The organism is Stenotrophomonas sp. YJH_SMC_130, assembly GCF_059369035.1.
The window spans coordinates 566,171-584,583 of record NZ_JCAFSH010000001.1 but is presented as its reverse complement, the minus strand read 5'-3'; the positions used below and the strand labels follow the sequence as shown (position 1 = coordinate 584,583).

Genomic DNA, 18,413 nt, shown 5'->3' with positions numbered 1-18,413 from the left:
AGCATTGATTTTCGTGCACTGCGACTTGCAAACACACAAATTCCTCCCCTATGGTGCAATCGATTGCATTGCAGTGAATCCTCAGTGCTTGATGTCGGTTGGGAGGCCGGCAGATGGATGTCCATCCATTCGATCAGACCGGCCCCGGCGATGGGCATCACGCGACGCGACGCGCTACGCCTTGCGGTTGCCGGCGGCATTGGCCTGGGGGCTGCAGGTGTGCTCCCTGCATTCGCGGCCGATGCCCCCCTCAAAGGCACCTTGAAGCACTCCGTCGCCCGTTGGACCTTCCCGCAGCTGTCGGTTGCCCAGCTCTGCGCGACGGTGAAGGACATCGGTTTCGCCGCGATCGACCTGGTCGGTCCCGAAGACTGGCCCACGCTGAAGGCCCACGGCGTCTACAGCTCGATGTGCAACGGCGCGGAGCTGGGCCTGACCAAGGGTTTCGCCGGCCGCGAGTTCCATGACCAGCTGGTAGAGCGCTACACGCGGCACATCGATCTGGTGGCCGATGCCGGTTACCGACATCTCATCTGCTTCTCCGGCAACCGCAATGGCATGGACCCCCACGACGGCTTGGCCAATGCCGAAGCCGGCCTCAAGCGCATCCTCGGGCATGCCGAGAAGCGCGGCGTCGTGCTGGTGATGGAACTGCTGAACTCCAGGGTCGATCATCGCGACTACCTGTGCGACCACTCCGCATGGGGCGTGGAGCTGTGCCAGCGGCTCGGCTCGGACAATTTCGGCCTGCTCTACGACATCTACCACATGCAGATCATGGAGGGCGACATCATCGCCACCATCGGAAAACACCATGCCTGTTTCAAGCACTACCACACCGCAGGCGTGCCCGGCCGGAACGAGATCGGAGACCAGCAGGAGCTCAACTATCCGGCCATCTGCCGCGCGATCCGCGACACCGGTTTCAAGGGGTATCTGGCGCAGGAGTTCATGCCTGCCGCGCCCGATCCCGTTGCTTCATTGCGCGAGGCGATCCGCCTCTGCGACGTCTGAAACGATATCCACCCAGGTGAGAGACCCATGGCAGATAATCACTACGACGCCATTGTTGTTGGCTCGGGAATCAGTGGCGGCTGGGCAGCGAAGGAGCTGACCGAGAAGGGCCTGAAGGTCCTGATGCTGGAACGCGGGCGCAACATCGAGCACGTCAAGGACTACGTCAATGCGATGAAGGAAGCGTGGGACTTCCCGCATCGCAACCGGCCGACGCAGGCGATGAAGGCCGCTTTTCCGGTGCTGATGCGCGACTACGGCCTCGCCGAGAACCTGGAAGGAATGTGGGCCAACGAGCAGGACTCACCCTACATCGAAACCAAGCGTTTCGACTGGTTCCGCGGCTACCACGTCGGTGGCCGTTCGCTGTTGTGGGGCCGTCAGAGCTACCGCTTCTCCGACCTGGATTTCGAGGCGAACCTCAAGGAGGGCATCGCCACCGATTGGCCGATCCGCTATGCCGACATCGCGCCGTGGTACGACCATGTGGAAAAGTTCGCCGGCATCGCCGGCACGCGCGAGGGACTGGACGTGCTGCCGGATGGTGAGTTCCTGCCGCCGATCCCGTTGAACATCGTCGAAAAGGATGTGGCCGCGCGTATCAAGAAGGCCTTCGGCGGAACGCGCCATATGATCCACTCGCGCACCGCCAACATCACCCAGCCGATGCCCGAGCAGGGGCGCGTCAACTGCCAGTACCGCAACAAGTGCATCCTTGGCTGCCCCTTCGGTGCCTACTTCTCGACTCAGGCGGCAACGTTGCCGGCGGCGATGAAGACCGGCAACCTGACCCTGCGGCCGTTCTCGATCGTCAAGGAAGTGCTCTACGACAAGGATCGCAAGCGCGCGCGTGGCGTGGAGGTGATCGACGCCGAGACCGGGCAGACCTACCAGTACACGGCCAAGGTCATCTTCCTCAACGCATCGTCCTTCAACTCGACCTGGCTGCTGATGAACTCGGCCACCGATGTCTGGGAGGGGGGGCTGGGTTCTTCGTCGGGCGAGCTGGGGCACAACGTGATGGACCATCATTTCGGTGCGGGCGCCTCGGGCCGGGTCGAGGGCTACGAAGACAAGTACTACTTCGGCCGCCGTCCCTGCGGCTTCTACATTCCGCGGTTCCGCAATGTCGCCGCCGACAAGCGTGGCTATCTGCGCGGCTTCGGCTACCAGGGCGGTGCCAGCCGCACCGGCTGGTCGCGCGAGATCGCCGAGCTGAACATCGGTGCCGACCTGAAGGAGGCGCTGACCGTGCCCGGTGACTGGCGCATCGGCATGACCGGATTCGGTGAAATGCTGCCGCACCACGACAATACGATCCGCCTGGACCACGACCACAAGGACAAGTGGGGGCTGCCGGTGCTGGCGATGGACGTCGCCATGCGCGCCAACGAACTGGCCATGCGCAAGGACATGGCCGCCGATGCCGCCGAGATGCTGGAGGCGGCCGGCGTCAAGGACGTGAAGATGCACGACAACGACTATGCCCCGGGCAAGGGCATCCACGAGATGGGGACCGCGCGCATGGGACGTGATCGGAAGAGCTCGGTATTGAACCAGCACAACCAGGTATGGGATGCACCCAACGTCTATGTGACTGATGGTGCCTGCATGACCTCCAGCGCCTGCGTGAATCCTTCGTTGACCTACATGGCGCTGACCGCGCGCGCGGCCGACCACGCCGTGCGCGAACTGAAAGCGGGGAACCTGTGATGGATCGCCGCGAACTGCTGAAGATGATCGTCGCCGCCACCGGTGCGGCCATGGTCGGCCTGCCTGCGCTGGTGCAAGGCAAAGCGCCAGCGGCCGGGGCGATGGTTCCGTTCTCCGATGCCGATATCGGCACGCTGGACGAGATTGCCGAGACCATCCTGCCGCGGACCCGGACACCCGGGGCGAAAGACGCGGGCGCCGGTGCGTTCATGGCGACGTTCGTCAGCGACTGCTACACCGCCAGGCAGCAGGCGGTGTTCCGCGCCGGGCTGGCGGACATCGACAAGCGCGCCGGTGGCCGCTTCGTGTCGCTCACGCCGGAGGCGCGCACCGGATTGCTGCGTACACTGGATGCCGAAGCCAAGGCGCGCAATGCAGACGTGACCGAGACCGGAACGCCCGAAGAGGGCGAAGCCATGCCGCATTACTTCACGATGATCAAGCAGCTGGCCATCTTCGGCTTCTTCACCTCCAAGGTCGGTGCGACCGGGGTGCTGCAGTACGTCGCCGTGCCGGGGCGCTACGACGGTGACCTCGCCTATGTCCCCGGCACACCTGCCTGGGGGACCAGCTGATGGACACCAACCTGATGATCCGCCCTGCGTTGATCACCGCCGGCCTGCTGGCCGCTGCATCTGCGTTCGCACAGGACAGTGCCGACGCTGTGCGTGACCCGAAGAAGACGGAAGTGTGGACCCCTGTGCCCGCGACCGTGGCAACGCCACCCGGCAAGGCACCGTCCGATGCGATCGTGCTGTTCGATGGCAAGGATCTCTCCGCGTGGGAATCGGAGCAGGGTGGCCGCGTGCCCTGGAAGGTTGCCGGAGGCGCCATGACGGTTGTTCCGGGCAGCAAGGGCATCCGTACCCGGCAACCCTTCTGCGATGTCCAGCTGCATGTCGAATGGCGTACGCCCACCGAAACGAAGGGCTTCGACGGCCAGAACCGGGGCAACAGCGGGATCTTCCTGCAGGGACTCTATGAGTTGCAGGTACTCGACAGCTACCACAACCCGACCTACGCCAATGGCCAGGCGGGTTCGATCTACAAGCAGGCCATGCCACGGGTGAACGCCTCGCGCGCACCGGGCCAGTGGCAGGTCTACGACATCCTCTGGAAGGCCCCGCGCTTCTCGCCGGGCGGCGGCCTGACGTCGCCCGCACGGATCACCGTGCTGCACAACGGCGTGCTGGTACAGGACGACACCGTGCTGGCGGGCAGGACCGAATACATCGGTGCGCCTTCGTACGCACCGCATGGGTGCGCGCCGCTGTATCTGCAGGAACATGACTCCAGGGTCAGCTACCGCAACATCTGGGTGCGCGAGCTGTAGCGCCCACCCGCTACTTCGCCAGGTAGCTGGCGATGTCATCGATCTCCTGCTGTGACAGCTGCGGGAAGGGGGGCATCAGACCGCCGCCCTTCCTGATCCTGTCCTTGACCTGGGCGGGCTGCAGCCGCTTGCCGACATCGGTGAGCGCCGGGAACGTCGGCGGTACACCGGTGCGTTCAGCACCGTGGCAGGCGGTGCAGTGCTGGGCGTAGAGTTTCGCGCCGGCGGCCGGGTCGTCCTTGGCCCACGCTGCCGTCGCAACGTTCATGCCGCCCAGGGCCACGGCCACTGCCAGGATCATTTTCATGTGGGGCTCCTTGATGCGTCAGCGGTGGGCACGGGTGGGCGGGTTGGTGGTCAGGTGTTCACGCAGGTAGTCTGCGCCGGCCTGGATGACCTTGGCCGGGTCGCGTGGCTGGTCGTGTTCGACGATGTACCACTGCACGCCAGCGGTGGCGGCGGCCGGCAGGATCGCGTCCCAGTCCAGCACGCCCTGGCCGACCGCAGCGAATCCACCTTCGTCTTCGGCCTGGCCCTTGGGCGCATTGTCCTTGGCGTGTACCGCAAACATGTGGCCGCGGAACTTGCCAAGCATCACGGCCGGGTCCAGGCCCGCGCGCGCGACCCAGGCCAGGTCCAGTTCGGTCTGCAGCTCGGGGCCGGCGGCGTCGAACAGCAGCTCCAGTCCGGTCCTGCCATTGAAGTCGACCAGCTCGAAGTCGTGGTTGTGGTAGGCCAGCTGCATCCCCTTGCCACGCACCTGCCTGGCAATCCGGCCCAGCTCCCGGCCCAATGCGGTCCAGCCGGCGGCATCGCGCGGACGGTCCTTCTGGTCCAGGTAGGGCACCACCAGCGTGCTGTTGCCAATCGAGCGGTTGAAGGCCACCACGGCATCCAGGTTGTCGCGCAGCTCGGCCAGCTGAACGTGCGACGAAACCGCTTTGATCGAGTAACGGTCCAGCAACTGTTTCAGTTCCGCAGCGCTTGCATTCTGCGTACCGACGGTCTCCACCGCACGCACGCCCGCGTCGTGGACGATCTTCAGCTGCTGGTCGAGCGGGCCGGCGTTGCGCAGCGTGTACATCTGCACGGCGATGGGCTTCTGCGCACCGGCTGTGTTTCCTGCGAAGGCGGGCAGGGCGGCGAGCAGCAGGACGAGGATTGCAGTTCTACGGACAGGGATGTTCATCAACAGGTCCTCCCGGGATTCAACCGATGGCGGTCCAGGTGCGTGACCTGGCCGATGCAATGACACGATCGACGATCCGCGCCGAGCGCAGGCCGTCTTCGAAGGTGGGCAGGCCCTGCGGCCGCTCGCCTTCAATGGCGCGATAGGTGTCGGCCACGAACGCTTCGAAGCACTGCCCGTAGCCCTGCGCGTGCCCCGCTGGCAGCGGCGACAACCGGCGTTGTTCGGCACTGCCGGCGCCCGGGCCGCGCACGAAGATTTCCTCGCGCTGCTCGGGCAGGCCGATCCACAGCCGCTCGGCATCCTCCTGGTTGAACGCCACGCTGGCGTTGGCGCCGTCGATCTCGAACCAGAGCCGGTTGTGGCGTCCGGCCGAGACCTGGCTGACCGTCAATGACGCCAGCGTGCCCGCGCCGGTCCTGAACATCGCTGCGGCCACGTCCTCGCTCTCGACCGCTTGCTTTGCGCCGTCTGTCGCCGGCGTGCTGAAACTCTGGGAGGTGGTTGCGCTGCGCTCGGGGATCACCGTGGCAAACGCCGCGTTCACTTCGGCGAAGCACTCGCCGCTGACCCATTCAACCAGGTCGCACCAGTGCGACCCGATGTCAGCGAACACGCGCGATGTGCCACCCAGTGCCGGGTCAACCCGCCAGTTGTTGCTGGCCGGGTCCAGCAGCCAGTCCTGCAGGTAGCTGCCATGGATCAGGTGCAGTGGCCCCAGGTCGCCCTGCGCGATGCGTGCACGTGCCTCGCGGACCACCGGGTGGTAGCGGTAGACGAAGGGGACGGTGGCGACCAATCCGGTCGAGGCGGCCAGCGCCGCCAGCGCCTGCGCATCGTCCAGCGTCGTCGCCAACGGTTTCTCGCAGATCACGTGCTTGCCGGCGTCCAGTGCGGCCTGCGCCATCGCGCGGTGCAGGTGGTTGGGCGTGCAGATGTGCACGACCTGTACCTGGGGATCAGCGACGACGTCCTCGATATCGCGATAGGCGCGCGGGACATTCCACGCGTGCGCCACCTCGCGCGCGCGCTGCGGCGACGAGGCGGCCACGCCGCGCACCTCGGCGCCCGCCAGCAGTGCCGCGCGGCGATGCACCGCGCCGATCATGCCGGTACCAACGATGGCGATTCCAAGCGGGGGCATCGGCCGGTCTCCTCAGGGTGTGGACGACGCGGCCGCCGCTACCGGGCGGTCGCGGAACAGCAGCAGGAAGGCGATCAGCACTACCAGTGCCACGCCGGCCGGGAACAACCAGATCTGCTGCCAGTCCGGGCCCGCTGCAGTGGTGAAGTGCTCCACTACCGCGCCGGACAGGAAGGTGCCGATCAGCATGCCCACGCCATAGGTGGCCAGGGTGATGAAGCCCTGCGCGCTGCTGCGCGCGGCGGGGCCGGCGTGGGCATCGGTGTAGATCTGGCCGGTGACGAAGAAGAAGTCGTAGCAGATGCCATGCAGTACGATGCCGATCACAAGCAGGGAGAAGCCACTGCCCGCATCGCCGAAGGCGAACAGCGCGTAGCGCACGACCCAGGCCGCCATGCCGACCGCCAGCATGGTCTTCACCCCCAGCCGCACGAACAGGAACGGCATGGCCAGCATCAGCAGCACTTCGGACACCTGGCCCAGCGACTGCAGGCCGGCCGCGCCCTGCACGCCCAGGTCGTTGAGATACGGATTGGTGAAGTTGTAGTAGAACGACAACGGGATGCAGATGGCGATGGAGGCCAGGAAGAACACCAGGTAGGCGCGCGACTTCAGCAGCCGCAACGAATCCAGTCCCAGGATCTGCCCCAGCCCGGCATCGCGCTGCTGTGCCAGTGGCGGCGTGTGCGGCAGGGTGAACGCATACAGGCCCAGCACCAGCGATGCCGCCGCCGCCATCCGGAAGGTCAGTTCAAGCCGATGCGCCTGTTCCCAGCCCAGCCAGCCGATCAGCACCCCTGCGACGATCCAGCCGACGCTGCCGGCCACGCGTACCAGCGGGAACTGCTTCTCCGGCGATTGCATGTGCCGCATCGCCACGCTGTTGGCCAGTGCCAGCGTCGGCATGAACAGCAGCATATAGCCCATGACGCACGCGGAAAACACGCTGAAGCTGGTGGCGGTGGACGCCAGCCACATCAGCACCGCGCCGGCCAGGTGCAGTACCGCCAGGATGCGCTGCGCCGCGAAATAGCGGTCTGCGATCAGGCCGACCAGGAACGGTGCCACGATGGCACCGATGGACTGGCTGAGAAACGCCGTTGCCACCTGGCTTGCGCTGGCCTGCAGCGGGCCCTGTACCAGGTAGGTGCCCAGGGTGACGAACCACGCCCCCCAGATGAAGAACTGCAGAAACATCATCGCGCCCAGGCGCGACATGGCGTGCGTCATGGCTTGCCCTCCCGGGGCGGTCTTGGCTCAGATTCCCAGCATGCGGCGCAGTGATCCAGCGTCCGTGGCGCTCCCGGCAAAGTCGTCGAAGGCGCGTTCGGTTACATGGATGATGTGATCGCGGATGAAGGCGGCACCCTCGCGCGCGCCGTCCTCCGGGTGTTTCAGGCAGCACTCCCACTCCAGCACCGCCCAGCCGGGGAAGTCGTACTGGGCGAACTTCGAGAAGATCGCCTTGAAGTCGATCTGGCCGTCACCGGGTGAGCGGAACCGGCCCGGACGATCGATCCAGTCCTGGTAGCCGCCATACACGCCACTGCGCGCGCTGGGGCGATACTCCGCGTCCTTGACGTGGAAGATGCCGATGCGGGCGTGGTAACGGTCGATGAAACCGAGGTAATCCATCTGCTGCAGCAGCAGGTGGCTGGGGTCGTACAGGATCTTCGCGCGGAGATGATGGTCGACCTCATCGAGGAAGCGCTCGAAGGTCGCACCGTCATGCAGGTCCTCGCCCGGGTGGATCTCGAAGCACAGGTCCACGCCGCAGGCATCGAACACATCCAGGATCGGGCGCCAGCGGCGGCCGAGTTCGGCGAAGGCTTCTTCCACCAGGCCCGGCGGGCGCTGCGGCCACGGATAGAAGTAGGGCCAGGCCAGCGCACCGGAGAACGTGGCGTGCGCGCTCAGCCCGAGGCGCTGGCTCGCCTGCGCGGCGAGCCGCAGCTGCTCCACGGCCCAGGCCTGGCGCGCGGGCGGGTTGCCGCGCACGTCTACGGGTGCGAATCCGTCGAACAGGCTGTCGTAGGCGGGATGGACCGCGACCAGTTGCCCCTGCAGATGAGTCGACAGTTCGGTGATCTGCAGACCGTGCCCGGCCAGCATGCCGGCAACATCGTCGCAGTACGCCTGGCTGCGTGCCGCCTCGGCCAGATCGAACAGGTGGGGCGCGGAGGTGGGAACTTGTACGCCAGAATAGCCCAGACCCGCGGCCCACCCGGCCAGCGTATCCAGCCGATCAAAAGGAGCTGTGTCGCCGATGAACTGCGCCAGGAACAGCGCTGGACCCTTGAGCGTCTTCAACGTGATTCGCCCTCGATGCAATCGATTGCATTATCCTAGCAGGGGCGCACGCAGGACCTGTTGTGCACTGCACAGCGGACAGGAGAACTAACGCCATGGCCACCATCTACGACATCGCCAGGCACGTCGGCGTCTCCGCAGGCACGGTGTCACGGGCGCTTTCCCGGCCAGACAAGGTGCTGCCGGCCACCCGTGCGCGCATCGAGCAGGCCGCCGCCGCATTGGGCTATGTGCCCAACACGGTGGCCCGCACGCTCAAGACCCAGCGCAGCGGCAAGATCCTGGTCACCGTCCCGGACATCGCCAATCCGTTCTTCGCACAGATCCTGCAGGGTGCGGAGGAGGCCGCGCAGGCGGTCGGCTACGCGGTTCTGCTGGGCGATACCCAGCATCAACCCGATCGTGAGGAGCGCTACGCACAGATGCTCCGGCGCAATGAGGCCGACGGCATGATCGTGCTGGGCCATCGCCTGCCACCGACCGCGCGCGAAATCGTCGAGCAGCGCGGCGCAGCTGCGCCGGTGGTCAATGGATGCGAGTTCGACCCCGCACTGGGCATCCCCAGCGTCCATATCGACAACGCGGCCGCCGCACGCGCGGTGATGGAGCACCTGTACGGCCTGGGGCACGAACGGATCGCCGTGGTCGGCGGGCCACCTGACAACCCCCTGCACCAGCAGCGGCTGGAAGGGGTCCGGGCCGCCGGCAAGGCGCGGGGTCGCCTGCGCCAGCTGAGCATCGTGCCCGGGGACTTTTCCGTTGAGTCCGGGCATGCGGCGGTGATGGCGCTGCTGGACGGCACGCCCGTGCCGACCGCGGTGTTCTGCTTCAGCGACCAGATGGCACTGGGGGCACTGGCGGCCTGTCGCGACCGGGGCATCCGCGTTCCGGAAGCGCTCTCCATCGTCGGCTTCGACGACCTGGCCTCTTCGCGTTATCTCACCCCGCCGCTGACGACCATCCGGCAGCCGATGCGTGAAATCGGTGAGCGCGCGGTCAACCTGCTGCTCGCCATCATCGAACAGGTCGATGTACCGCTTCAGCAGACGCTGGAGTTCAGCTTCATGCTGCGCGGTTCGACAGCGGCGCCTGGGCGGTAGCGCAGGCGAGGCAGGGCAGCCGGAGCAGGGCGGCCGGCCCGCGCGTCGTGCCGCGACCTTGATCCCGAATTGACGCAAAGCTGTCAGACTCATCGCAGGCAGCCCGGCAAGGGCCGTGGCAGCAGGTGCGATCGCGCAAGGGGGGGGCAATGCCATTCTTCACCGATTCGGCGGAAGGCGCGGTCGAAGGCATTGGCGCGGCACGTCGCATCGGCTGGATGCGTTTCGTCGGCAATGCACTGGGGGCAATCCCCATCGCTTCGATCATCCTCGAGCGCCACGATGGGCCGCTGGCGTGGGTCCTGCTGCTGCTCAACGCGCTGGCGTGGCCTGCGCTGGCATTGATGCTGACCCAGCGCTCCGGCCAGCCCGCGCTCGTCCAGTTCCGCTGCATGGTGGCCGACTCCTTTTTCGGTGGTGGCTGGATCGCCTTCATGGCGTTGAGCGCGGTGCCCAGTGCACTGTTCGCCGCACTGCTGGTGGCCGACAAGATCGCTGCCGGTGGCGTTCGCCTGGCGATGCGCGCCACGCTGGCCCTGATGCTGGGCTTCGCTCTCACCTGGTGGGTGCTCGGCTTCCCTTACCAGCCGGTCACCTCGCAGCGCACGATCGTGCTGAGTGTCCCGTTCCTGTTCGTGTATGGCATCGGCCTGAGCATTCTCAGCTGGCAGCTGGCGCGCCGGGTCAAATCGCAGAACCGCCAGCTGCAGCGTCTCAGCCGGATGGACCCGCTGGTCGAGCTGGCCAACCGTGGCTTCCTGATCCTGCGTGCGCAGCAGGCGCTGGACCGGGCACAGGGCCAGGGCGGGTTTGCCTGCCTGCTGATGCTCGATGTGGACGACTTCAAGCGCATCAATGACTCGCATGGCCACCGCGCCGGTGACGAGGTGCTGCGGCATATCGCGGCGACATTGCGCACCGTTGCCCGGCCCGGTGATACGCCCGCGCGCCTGGGGGGCGATGAGTTCGTCGTGCTGCTGCGCGACTGCGCGCCCGTCGATGCGATGCACGTGGCCGAGCGGGTGCGCCTGCACCTGCTCGAGGCCGCGCGGCAGGCCACGCCGGGTGTGGAATTCAGCGTCAGTATCGGCATTGCGGCCACGCCGCGTGGCGGCAGTGTCGAGGACTGGTTGGCACTGGCCGACCGCGCGCTGTACCACGCCAAGCGCCAGGGCAAGAACACCGCCAGCTACGGCGAGTGAGCGCGCGTGGGGACGGCACGGCTGCCGCCGAACGAGGATGAAATACCCATTCATCCTGCACGCGGAATCGGCACGCCAATCCTCTACCATGGGCCACCCCGCCCGGACGCGCTCCCATGCAAGACGCTCTCGTTGCCCAGCCCAAGCCCCCCATTCCAAGGATCGCGGCGTGGCTGATGATGCTGCTGGGCATGTGGCTGGCGCTGAAACTGGGCCTGGTGGTCACCCTTCTGTCCGGCCTGCTGGTGTTCCAGCTGACCCACCTGCTGGCTTCCACCGTGGAAGGCAGGCTGCCGCCGGGACGCGCACGGGCAATCGCCGTGATCGTGCTGTCGGCGATCATCATCAGCGCGCTGGTGCTGGCCGGGATCGGCGTGGCCTCGTTCTTCCGCAACGAGACCGGTGGCCCGGATGCTTTGCTGGCGCGCCTGATGGAGATCCTCAACACCTCGCGGCACCAGGTGCCGGCGCTGCTGCAACCCTACATTCCCGAAGACATGCCAGCGCTGCGCGCGGCGCTGAACGACTGGGCCGCCGAGCATCAGCGCCAGCTGGGCGTGGCCGGTACCTCGGTGGTCCAGGTGGGTGTTCGCGTGCTGATCGGCATGGTGCTGGGTGCGATGATCGCACTGTATGACGAACTGCCGCTGCCGAAGATGGGTCCGCTGGCGCAGGAGCTGGTCGGGCGCACCAGCCGCCTGGCCACCGCGTTCCGCCAGGTGGTGTTCGCGCAGGTGAAGATCTCGCTGCTGAACACCGTGTTCACCGCGATCTTCCTGCTGGGCGTGCTGCCGTTGTTCGGAGTGCACCTGCCGCTGTCCAAGACCCTGGTGCTGATCACCTTCCTGGCCGGCCTGCTACCGGTGGTGGGCAACATCATCTCCAACACGATCATCACCATCGTCGCACTGTCGGTCTCGTTCTACGTGGCGGTGGCGGCGCTGCTGTACCTGATCGTGATCCACAAGCTGGAGTACTTCCTCAACGCGCGCATTGTCGGTGGCGAAATCCAGGCGCGTGCCTGGGAGCTGCTGCTGGCCATGCTGGTGATGGAGGCGGCCTTCGGCCTGCCGGGCCTGGTCGCCGCGCCGGTGTTCTATGCCTACGTGAAGCGCGAACTGGTCGACCAGCGCTGGATCTGACGCGGCGGGGCATGACGTATTTGTCCCGATTCGAGTGTCCGCGCGGCCTTGTCGGTGCGTTCGCGGCGGGCACGGTGTACCGACGGCCACGGTTGGCCCGCTAGCGGCTTGGCGCCTGTGCAGACGGTCGCTACAGTGTTCCGCACGACAGGGGAAATGTGCATGGCCCGCAAGGCGTCGCCCATCGGATTGCGGACCTGGGTCTGGATCCTGGCCGGGCTGTTCGTAGTCTGTACGCTGCCGCTGATGGCCATCGCACTGGTGCAGGGCACGCTGCGCTTCACCGCCGCCGAGGACAACCTGGTCAGCCTGCGCCGGCTGCAGCAGACCTTCGACCTGGCCAACCGGGTGTCGGCCGAGCGCGGCCCCGCCAACAGCCTGCTGGGAGCCAATACGGCCGATGCGGCCGAACAGGCGCGGCTGGCCGCGCAGCTGGCGGTTGCGCGCAAGCGGGTCGACACCGCCCTGCTGCAACTGGACACCGTGTTCAAGGCCGATCCGGGCGTGGTCGACGAACATGGGCTGCTGGCCGACGCGCGACGTCGCCTGCAGTCGGCGCGGGCCGCGGTGGACCAGGTGGCGGCACAGCCGCACGACGCGCGCCGGGTGGAAGACGTGGAGCGCGCGATCAGCAGCATGTTCGCCGTGGTCGATCGCCTGCACGTGTTGACCTCGACGCAGATCAGCGTGCTGGTCAGTGCCGACCGCGAAGCGGCGATCCCGGCGATGCAGGGCCAGGTGCTGATCGACCTGCGCGAGCATGGCGGCCGCCTGGCCTCGAACGTGATGGCGCCGGTGGCGGTACCGGGGGCCTGGCGTGACGAACAGGTGCGGGCGGCATTGCAGACCGAAGGCCGCCTGCTGGAACTGTGGCGGCTGGCAGGCAGCCATGACGCCGTGTTCCGCAGCGATCCGACGCTGTCCTGGCATTGGGACATGGCACGCCGGCAGTTCTTCGGCGAATCGCTGCCGATGATCGAACGGCTGATCGAAGATGGACGGCGTGGCGTGTCGCCGCCGTGGACCGCCGCCGAGTTCACCACGCGCTACGTACCGACCCTGCGGTCGCTGGAAGCGCTGCGTGACGGTTACCTGAGCGTGTCCATCGCCCGTTTCGAGCGCACCCGCAACCGCGAAGCGACGCGCCTGGTGGTGCTGGTGGCGACGGTGCTTGGCACGCTGGTGGTGCTGGGCGTGGCGCTGCGCATTGCCCATCTGCAGATCCTGCGGCCGCTGCTGCAGGCACAGAAGCAGGTGATCCAGATCGCCTCGGAAGCGCCCGGCCCGGAACAGCACGTGACCCACCCGCTGGCCGAGATGCAGCGCCTGTTCGATGCCATCGAAGTGCTGCGCGAGAAGTCGCGCGAGCGCTCGGCATTGACCAGCGAGCTGCGCCAGCTGGCCGGCACCGATGAACTGACCGGGTTGTTGAACCGGCGCGCGCTGGACCAGAGGGTGCAGCAGCGCCATGCCGACGGTGGCAACAGCGCGGTGGTGATCCTGCTGGACATCGATCGCTTCAAGGCCATCAACGACGGCCATGGGCATGCTGCTGGGGACCAGGTGCTGGTGCAGGTGGCACAGCTGCTGCAGCGCCACCTGCGCCGCAGCGACAGCATCGCCCGCTACGGTGGCGAGGAATTCCTGGTGCTGCTGGCCGACGGCGATCTGGACGGCGGCCGCCAGTTGGCCGAGTCGCTGCGCGTGGCCATGCGGCAGCTGGACATCGCACTGGCCGCAGGCAACGTGCTGCGGGTCACTGCCAGCTTCGGCGTAGCCGAGGGGGGCACCGATGCGCTGGGCTGGCGCACCCTGCTGCGCGCCGCCGACGCGGCCATGTACCAGGCCAAGGCGCAGGGCCGCGACCGCGTGCGGGTGGCCGGCGGCGGCCGCAACGCACGTTGAGGACACGCATCAGCCGATGCGCGCATGCACGCGCCGCAGCGTGCGCGCGATCATCCGGCGCGCGATGGGACGCGGCATCGAGAGCCCGCGCCAGCGCAGCGCACCCACCCGGAAGGTGGCGCTGGCGGTAGCCAGTACCTTGCCGGCCGGGTCGGTCAGCCAGCCACGGGTGAAGGCGATGCTGCCCTTGCTGTGCTCGACTTCGCCCCAGCCGATGATCAGCCCCGGCCGTGCCGGGTTGACGAAACTGGTCTTGGATTCCACCGTGACCGCGATGCGGTTGGCTGGCAGGGTGGCGTAGATCGCCGGCCCCATGCAGTCGTCCAGCATCGCTGACAGGAATCCGCCCTGCACGTTGCCCATCGGGTTGGTGAGCACCGTCCCGGCGTCGAACTCGACCTGGATGCGACGCAGTGCATCGTCATAGCCGATGAAGCGCCAGCCGAGCAGGGTGCCGGCCTGGGAACGTGGAAGATCACCGTTGACCACGCTGTAGAAGATCGATTCGGGGTTCATCGTGGAGCCTCGTGGGGGAGGGGAGAGAAAGGGAACTCACTGCGGTAGCGACAACAGCGCCAGCACGAATCCGATGACCGACAGCAGCACCACCGCGGCGCCGGCGGGTACCGGAGTACGCGCACCGGTGCGTCGCCGCACGCCGGACGCAACCAGGACCGGCGGCAGGGTGGCGACCAGACAGAACAGCTGGAACGCCAGCAGCTGCGGCAGTGCCAGGTGACCCCCGAAGAAGATCAGCCAGGCCAGCATCGCGCCGGCGCCGGCCAGCGCGATCCAACCGGCGCCGACCACGCGGATGAGTGCCATCAGCAGCACCTGCATGCGCGGGTCGATCTCCGCCCACGGCCTGCCCACGGCCTGGCCGTGGTAGGGCATGAAGTCGGAGCGTTTCAGATAGGCCGCAGCAAACAGCGAGACAATGAAGAACGCCAACAGATAGCAGCCGAACGCGAGCCAGGCGAACAGATCCATGTGGAGGCCATGCGGTTGGGGAGGAGTCGCCGCGTGCACGCCGGCTGCCATGCCGGTCGTGCCACGGGGTTGCGCGATTCTCGGGCACGCCCCTGTTAGCTGGGTGTGGTGCTCCGCAGGGGCGTTCCTCTATCTGCTTTTAACGTAAGCATGGCGGTGTGGAGTGCGTCACGCCCGGACCATGCGCCGTATCTCGTTTCCCGTGAAGAGGCCGCAAGTGCTCATCCACTTTCCGGTCACCGCTCTGCGCAGACGCTGGGCGTCCCTCCGATCAAGGACCGCGCCGTGACCGAGCTCACCCTCCCAGAACTTGCCAAGAAAATGGCCGGCATCGATTTCACGATGCTGCAGACCCACGCCAGTGGAGAAATTGCCGGTCGCCCCATGAGCAACAACGGTGACGTGGACTATGACGGTGACAGCTGGTTCTTCACCATGGAAGACACCGACATGGTGCGCGAGATCGAGGCTGACCCCACCGTCGCACTGGGTTTCTCCGGCAGCAAATCGCTGCTGGGCAAGCCGCCGCTGTTCGTGCACGTGCAGGGAAGGGCGGCGCTGGTGCGCGATCGGGCCACGATGCGCGAGCACTGGGTGAAGGACCTGGAACGGTGGTTCGAACAGGGAGTGGATACACCGGGACTGGTACTGATCCATGTGCGCGCCAGCCGTATCCACTACTGGGATGGCGAGGACGAGGGCGAAATCGTGATCTAACCGGAACCGCTCAGCGCCCGGCGCATCGCGTTCCAGGGTCAGCAGTGCGTAGGGTGTGCTGCCGAATCCCCAAGATTGGCCAGGTCCGGTGCCAAGGCGTGCTCCACCGCACGACGCAGCAGTGCCGGCGCGACATAGCGCCGGTGCCCGACGTCGATCAGTGCCATGTACATGCCGCCGAACGCATTGAGGGTCTGCACGCGTGAGCCCAGGCTGACCTCGACATGTCCATTGCTACGCCGCTGCACGCGCACGCTGCTGCGGAAACGCAGGTGCCGATCGTCGGCGCCGAGCAGGACTTCGGCGTCGTTGTCCTGCGTATCGATGTGCGAATCCAGCACCGGAAATCGACCAGCGAACAACCGGCTGTGATCGGTAGACAGCAGTGACGACACCGGGCATCCCAGCGGCGACGTGCGCAACCGCAACGGTGCCACCAGTCGGTTTCGCAGCGCCATCAGATAGCCTACGCCGCTGGGTGGATTGCGCAGGAAGCCGTCCAGTACATCGGCCAGCAGTGCCGATGCGGAACGGTGGATCACCTGCGAGGGTTCCAGGCACAGGGTGGTCAGGTCCTGGTAGTGGCTGTGCGGTAGCGCTGTGGGCAGCAGGCCATCGGTGGCGGCGGGCCGCGAATGGATGGGATAGGCCGGTGTGGCGCGTTCGACGAACCCGCGCAGCGGCCGCACGGGGATGCGGCGCAGCGGGCCGAGCAGGGCACGGGTACGCGCGCACAGGTGTGCGCACAGGCTGGGAGGCGCCGCCTGCAGCGACAGTCGCAACAGCGGTGCCGCCGCAAGCGAGGTGCCCGAAGGCCAGTGCGATTCCGGAAGCACCTCGGTCAGGCTGGGGATATCGGCAGCATTGCGCTCCACCTGTGCACGCGCCTGCTCGCTCATCGAGCCGGCCAGTTCATTGCTGTGGCAGGACAGCGCGAACAGCGCCGGATGTGCAGGATGGTTCGACGCGAACTGGTGCCAGGTGCCGCCGCCGAAGCGCACGGTAAAAAGGCAGTCCGGTGGGATGCGGATGCGCCGAAGCGTGCGCGCGAAGGCACCGGGATCTGCTGCCAGCTGCGTGTCGGAGACGGTGGCGAAACGCAGCTCGGCTCCCGCGCTGCCGGCGATGGCGGTGAACATGCGCGGGCCTGCATGGCGATGAAACGGGTGGCCACCGGCACCGACGGTGAAGCTGTACAGCGAGGAGGCATCCCCGTGCTGCAGGTGCATGCCACCCAGTCGCGCCGAAGGTTCATCCAACGCATCGATGAACGCCGGGTGGTGGCGCTGACGCTGGCCGGCGTCACTCACCAGCGCGTCACCGGCACCGATGCCGAGCTGCGCGATCAGGGTGACTTCGGTCGGGCTGCCACCCTCCAGTGCCGGAAGCTGTACGCCTGGAAACGAACGGCGGTCGCGGGTCGAACCAGGCATGGTCATGCTCCTCGGCGGAGTGGCTTAGCGGGCAGGGGACTTGCGGCGGGCGCGTGCTTCGCGCTTCAGCGGGCCACCGACCGGACAGACTTCGGCCGCCCACGAGAACAACGTGTTGGCCAGGCGGTCGGGCACCTGCCGGAAGTACACGAACTGGCCGCGCTTCTCCCGTTCGATCAGGCCGGCTTCCTCAAGGATGCGCAGGTGGCTGGACAGTGCCGGTTTGCTGAAATCGAAGCGCTCGGCCAATTCACCCGCGCTGAGCTCACCGGCGCTGAGATAGGCCAGGATCTGCCGGCGGGCGGTGGAGGCGAGGGCTTCGAAGATACGGTCCATGGCGAGCTAATTAACTAATTCGTTAATTGATAATCTTCCCGCCCAAGCCTGCTGTCAAGCCATGACCATTGCGCGCCGCGCCAGGGCTTTGCCATCCTCCCTGCTGTTTTCCGTACCGTGGAGTTCCAATGCGCCCTGCCTCCTGGCTGATCCTGGCCCTGCTGCCTGCCCTGGCGGCGGCGCAGCCTGCACGTTCACCCAAGGCCAGCGCACAGGCGCAGGACCCTTTCAGTGACTTGTTCGATACCGCCTGCATGCAGCACATCGGCGCGCCGGCGCGGTTGCAGTCGTTGATGGAATCCAACGGGCTGTCACCGCTGCAGCCTGCCGAGGCGGCAACGTTGCTGCAGGGGCAGTCGGGCGTGGCCTGGATGGTGCCTCTGGCCAGCGGCCGCTATGCGGTCAGCTGGGCTGACGATGGCACGTGCACGGTCTACGCCGAAAAGGCCGACGCGGCGGTCGTGCAGAAGGGCTTTGCCCGGTTGGTGCAGGCGGCGCCAACGCCGTTGCAGGCGCGCTCGCTGCCAGGCCGTGGGCCGTTGTCGGCGGACCAGGTGGCGATCCAGTACGGCTGGGCCACGCCCGGGCAGGCCAAGCTGCAGGTGCGTTTCCGGCTGGTCACGCGGCAGGCGGCCGAGGCCGGCGTGCAGGCGATGGCCTCGGTGACGCCGGGCGAAGCGATGCTGGAGCAGGCTGCACCCAGCCAATAACGCTGGCCCCGCGCCGCGCAGGCTGCCCATGCCCGCGATTCAGCCTTTCATGCAGGTTGTGATATATCGTTTATCGATAAATCCACCCTGGGGCGGCGAGGCCGCCCCAATGCCGGAGGCCGCTTGACCGCTCGTCCCGCCAGCGCCAGACCCGCGCGAGGCTTGTTCACCCTGG

The 18,413-nt window shown here is 66.8% G+C and carries 19 protein-coding genes; 10 read left to right on the top strand and 9 right to left on the bottom strand.

The window, feature by feature from the left end; translation table 11 throughout:
* The first annotated feature begins 117 nt into the window (after positions 1–117).
* Genes AC5P5V_RS02730 through AC5P5V_RS02715 form a run of 4 tightly spaced genes read left to right on the top strand, consistent with a single transcriptional unit; the run spans position 118 to position 4,060 of the window.
* On the top strand, positions 118–1,014 hold the full coding sequence (locus tag AC5P5V_RS02730) for a hydroxypyruvate isomerase family protein (RefSeq protein ID WP_181357916.1): 897 nt from the start codon (positions 118–120) through the stop codon (positions 1,012–1,014).
* Positions 1,015–1,041: 27 nt separating this feature from the next.
* Positions 1,042–2,727 (top strand): GMC oxidoreductase, encoded by a 1,686-nt coding sequence (locus AC5P5V_RS02725; RefSeq protein ID WP_134969201.1) that lies wholly within the window; start codon positions 1,042–1,044, stop codon positions 2,725–2,727.
* Positions 2,727–3,302, top strand: a complete 576-nt coding sequence (locus tag AC5P5V_RS02720; protein ID WP_134969200.1) for a gluconate 2-dehydrogenase subunit 3 family protein — start codon at positions 2,727–2,729, stop codon at positions 3,300–3,302. Before AC5P5V_RS02725 ends, AC5P5V_RS02720 begins: the two co-directional genes overlap by 1 nt.
* A complete protein-coding gene (locus AC5P5V_RS02715; protein ID WP_061479188.1) occupies positions 3,302–4,060 on the top strand; it encodes a 3-keto-disaccharide hydrolase in 759 nt (252 codons plus the stop codon). The genes AC5P5V_RS02720 and AC5P5V_RS02715 overlap by 1 nt, the downstream gene beginning before the upstream one ends.
* A gap of 10 nt (positions 4,061–4,070) precedes the next feature.
* Here AC5P5V_RS02715 and AC5P5V_RS02710 read toward each other — a convergent pair whose 3' ends face one another.
* Genes AC5P5V_RS02710 through AC5P5V_RS02690 form a run of 5 tightly spaced genes read right to left on the bottom strand, consistent with a single transcriptional unit; the run spans position 4,071 to position 8,703 of the window.
* Positions 4,071–4,367 carry a c-type cytochrome gene (locus tag AC5P5V_RS02710; protein WP_005415640.1) on the bottom strand — a complete coding sequence of 99 codons (297 nt, stop codon included), beginning with the start codon at positions 4,365–4,367 and terminating at the stop codon, positions 4,071–4,073.
* An 18-nt stretch (positions 4,368–4,385) separates the two neighbouring features.
* The gene (locus tag AC5P5V_RS02705; protein ID WP_154350381.1) at positions 4,386–5,249 is read right to left on the bottom strand and encodes a sugar phosphate isomerase/epimerase family protein; all 864 of its coding nucleotides are present in this window, start codon (positions 5,247–5,249) and stop codon (positions 4,386–4,388) included.
* 19 nt (positions 5,250–5,268) lie between these two features.
* The gene (locus tag AC5P5V_RS02700; protein WP_231352599.1) at positions 5,269–6,393 is read right to left on the bottom strand and encodes a Gfo/Idh/MocA family protein; all 1,125 of its coding nucleotides are present in this window, start codon (positions 6,391–6,393) and stop codon (positions 5,269–5,271) included.
* 12 nt (positions 6,394–6,405) lie between these two features.
* Positions 6,406–7,623 (bottom strand): nucleoside permease, encoded by a 1,218-nt coding sequence (locus tag AC5P5V_RS02695; RefSeq protein WP_134968073.1) that lies wholly within the window; start codon positions 7,621–7,623, stop codon positions 6,406–6,408.
* A gap of 27 nt (positions 7,624–7,650) precedes the next feature.
* On the bottom strand, positions 7,651–8,703 hold the full coding sequence (locus AC5P5V_RS02690; protein WP_134968074.1) for a sugar phosphate isomerase/epimerase family protein: 1,053 nt from the start codon (positions 8,701–8,703) through the stop codon (positions 7,651–7,653).
* 95 nt (positions 8,704–8,798) lie between these two features.
* On the opposite strand from AC5P5V_RS02690, the gene AC5P5V_RS02685 reads away from it, so the two are divergent.
* The 4 genes from AC5P5V_RS02685 (at position 8,799) to AC5P5V_RS02670 (ending at position 14,052) form a co-directional block, all read left to right on the top strand.
* Positions 8,799–9,803, top strand: coding sequence for a LacI family DNA-binding transcriptional regulator (locus AC5P5V_RS02685; protein ID WP_134968075.1), 1,005 nt, complete (start codon positions 8,799–8,801; stop codon positions 9,801–9,803).
* Positions 9,804–9,952: 149 nt separating this feature from the next.
* Entirely contained in the window at positions 9,953–11,005 is a 1,053-nt protein-coding gene (locus tag AC5P5V_RS02680; RefSeq protein ID WP_061479183.1) for a sensor domain-containing diguanylate cyclase, read from the top strand.
* A gap of 116 nt (positions 11,006–11,121) precedes the next feature.
* Positions 11,122–12,147, top strand: a complete 1,026-nt coding sequence (locus AC5P5V_RS02675) for an AI-2E family transporter (protein ID WP_053497611.1) — start codon at positions 11,122–11,124, stop codon at positions 12,145–12,147.
* A 162-nt stretch (positions 12,148–12,309) separates the two neighbouring features.
* Positions 12,310–14,052, top strand: coding sequence for a GGDEF domain-containing protein (locus AC5P5V_RS02670; protein ID WP_134968076.1), 1,743 nt, complete (start codon positions 12,310–12,312; stop codon positions 14,050–14,052).
* A gap of 9 nt (positions 14,053–14,061) precedes the next feature.
* Here the strand turns inward: AC5P5V_RS02670 and AC5P5V_RS02665 are convergent, their stop codons facing one another.
* Entirely contained in the window at positions 14,062–14,568 is a 507-nt protein-coding gene (locus AC5P5V_RS02665; RefSeq protein ID WP_231352600.1) for a PaaI family thioesterase, read from the bottom strand.
* A gap of 36 nt (positions 14,569–14,604) precedes the next feature.
* Positions 14,605–15,042, bottom strand: coding sequence for a hypothetical protein (locus AC5P5V_RS02660; RefSeq protein ID WP_134968077.1), 438 nt, complete (start codon positions 15,040–15,042; stop codon positions 14,605–14,607).
* A 285-nt stretch (positions 15,043–15,327) separates the two neighbouring features.
* Here AC5P5V_RS02660 and AC5P5V_RS02655 point away from each other — a divergent pair, with 285 nt between their 5' ends.
* Positions 15,328–15,759 carry a pyridoxamine 5'-phosphate oxidase family protein gene (locus AC5P5V_RS02655; RefSeq protein WP_134968078.1) on the top strand — a complete coding sequence of 144 codons (432 nt, stop codon included), beginning with the start codon at positions 15,328–15,330 and terminating at the stop codon, positions 15,757–15,759.
* A gap of 38 nt (positions 15,760–15,797) precedes the next feature.
* Here AC5P5V_RS02655 and AC5P5V_RS02650 read toward each other — a convergent pair whose 3' ends face one another.
* Together AC5P5V_RS02650 and AC5P5V_RS02645 are read right to left on the bottom strand one after the other, a co-directional pair.
* Positions 15,798–17,192, bottom strand: a complete 1,395-nt coding sequence (locus AC5P5V_RS02650) for a DUF2867 domain-containing protein (RefSeq protein ID WP_134968079.1) — start codon at positions 17,190–17,192, stop codon at positions 15,798–15,800.
* 24 nt (positions 17,193–17,216) lie between these two features.
* Positions 17,217–17,528, bottom strand: coding sequence for a metalloregulator ArsR/SmtB family transcription factor (locus AC5P5V_RS02645; protein ID WP_004147836.1), 312 nt, complete (start codon positions 17,526–17,528; stop codon positions 17,217–17,219).
* 128 nt (positions 17,529–17,656) lie between these two features.
* On the opposite strand from AC5P5V_RS02645, the gene AC5P5V_RS02640 reads away from it, so the two are divergent.
* Positions 17,657–18,238, top strand: coding sequence for an NMCC_0638 family (lipo)protein (locus AC5P5V_RS02640; RefSeq protein ID WP_061479179.1), 582 nt, complete (start codon positions 17,657–17,659; stop codon positions 18,236–18,238).
* The last annotated feature ends 175 nt before the right edge of the window (positions 18,239–18,413 follow it).

Excerpts from the sequence above, each read along its gene's own strand:
- AC5P5V_RS02730 (WP_181357916.1), top strand. The coding sequence starts at position 118 with ATGTCCATCCATTCGATCAGACCGGCCCCGGCGATGGGCATCACGCGA.
- AC5P5V_RS02725 (WP_134969201.1), top strand. The coding sequence starts at position 1,042 with ATGGCAGATAATCACTACGACGCCATTGTTGTTGGCTCGGGAATCAGT.
- AC5P5V_RS02720 (WP_134969200.1), top strand. The coding sequence starts at position 2,727 with ATGGATCGCCGCGAACTGCTGAAGATGATCGTCGCCGCCACCGGTGCG.
- AC5P5V_RS02715 (WP_061479188.1), top strand. The coding sequence starts at position 3,302 with ATGGACACCAACCTGATGATCCGCCCTGCGTTGATCACCGCCGGCCTG.
- AC5P5V_RS02710 (WP_005415640.1), bottom strand. The coding sequence starts at position 4,367 with ATGAAAATGATCCTGGCAGTGGCCGTGGCCCTGGGCGGCATGAACGTT.
- AC5P5V_RS02705 (WP_154350381.1), bottom strand. The coding sequence starts at position 5,249 with ATGAACATCCCTGTCCGTAGAACTGCAATCCTCGTCCTGCTGCTCGCC.
- AC5P5V_RS02700 (WP_231352599.1), bottom strand. The coding sequence starts at position 6,393 with ATGCCCCCGCTTGGAATCGCCATCGTTGGTACCGGCATGATCGGCGCG.
- AC5P5V_RS02695 (WP_134968073.1), bottom strand. The coding sequence starts at position 7,623 with ATGACGCACGCCATGTCGCGCCTGGGCGCGATGATGTTTCTGCAGTTC.
- AC5P5V_RS02685 (WP_134968075.1), top strand. The coding sequence starts at position 8,799 with ATGGCCACCATCTACGACATCGCCAGGCACGTCGGCGTCTCCGCAGGC.
- AC5P5V_RS02680 (WP_061479183.1), top strand. The coding sequence starts at position 9,953 with ATGCCATTCTTCACCGATTCGGCGGAAGGCGCGGTCGAAGGCATTGGC.
- AC5P5V_RS02675 (WP_053497611.1), top strand. The coding sequence starts at position 11,122 with ATGCAAGACGCTCTCGTTGCCCAGCCCAAGCCCCCCATTCCAAGGATC.
- AC5P5V_RS02670 (WP_134968076.1), top strand. The coding sequence starts at position 12,310 with ATGGCCCGCAAGGCGTCGCCCATCGGATTGCGGACCTGGGTCTGGATC.
- AC5P5V_RS02665 (WP_231352600.1), bottom strand. The coding sequence starts at position 14,568 with ATGAACCCCGAATCGATCTTCTACAGCGTGGTCAACGGTGATCTTCCA.
- AC5P5V_RS02660 (WP_134968077.1), bottom strand. The coding sequence starts at position 15,042 with ATGGATCTGTTCGCCTGGCTCGCGTTCGGCTGCTATCTGTTGGCGTTC.
- AC5P5V_RS02650 (WP_134968079.1), bottom strand. The coding sequence starts at position 17,192 with ATGCCTGGTTCGACCCGCGACCGCCGTTCGTTTCCAGGCGTACAGCTT.
- AC5P5V_RS02645 (WP_004147836.1), bottom strand. The coding sequence starts at position 17,528 with ATGGACCGTATCTTCGAAGCCCTCGCCTCCACCGCCCGCCGGCAGATC.
- AC5P5V_RS02640 (WP_061479179.1), top strand. The coding sequence starts at position 17,657 with ATGCGCCCTGCCTCCTGGCTGATCCTGGCCCTGCTGCCTGCCCTGGCG.